At 60.6% G+C, this 597-nt stretch carries 2 protein-coding genes; both read right to left on the bottom strand.

All coding sequences use genetic code 11. The features are described from left to right. Positions 1 to 215: biotin carboxylase N-terminal domain-containing protein (locus AC1D0P_RS27165; protein WP_477679570.1), on the bottom strand; the 215-nt coding region annotated here is incomplete at its 3' end. 1 nt (position 216) lies between these two features. After that, a partial coding sequence (locus AC1D0P_RS27160) for a DUF1989 domain-containing protein (protein ID WP_477679569.1) occupies positions 217 to 597 on the bottom strand: 381 nt, incomplete at its 5' end.

Here is a 597-nt window from a genome sequence, read left to right as displayed (position 1 = left end):
GCCTTGCAGGCGGCGATGACGGCGTCGACATTCAAGTAGCTCTCGCTCGCCGGTGCAGGGCCGAGGCGAATGGCTTCATCCGCGCTCAGGGCCGCTTTGGCAAAAYGGTCGGCGTCGGAATAGACGGCAACGGAAGCGATGCCCATTTTCCTGAGCGTTCGGATGACGCGGACGGCGATTTCRCCGCGATTGGCAATGAGGAYTTTCTTGAACATCTCAGCCCTCGGCATTCCAGATCAGCACCCGGATCGGCGTCGGGTCGAAGCCGTTGCAGGGATTGTTGACCTGCGGGCAATTGGAGATGACGCAGAGCACATCCATTTCGGCGACCAGCTCGACATAATCGCCGGATGCGGAAATGCCGTCGACGATGGTCATCTTGCCATCCGGGCTGATCGGCACGTTCATGAAGAAATTGATGTTGGGCACGATGTCGCGCTTGCTCATGCCGTGCCTGGAAACTTCGAGCACGAAATTGTCGCGGCAGGCATGCAGGTATTTCACGCCGTGGCCGAAGCGCACCGTATTGCTCTCGCAGGAGCAGGCGCCGGCGGAGGTGTCGTGCCGGCCGCAGCTGTCGGCGGTCATGGTCAGCAT

It is taken from the genome of Polaromonas sp. P1_G2, assembly GCF_056405515.1.
This window is presented reverse-complemented; position numbering and strand designations above follow the sequence as displayed.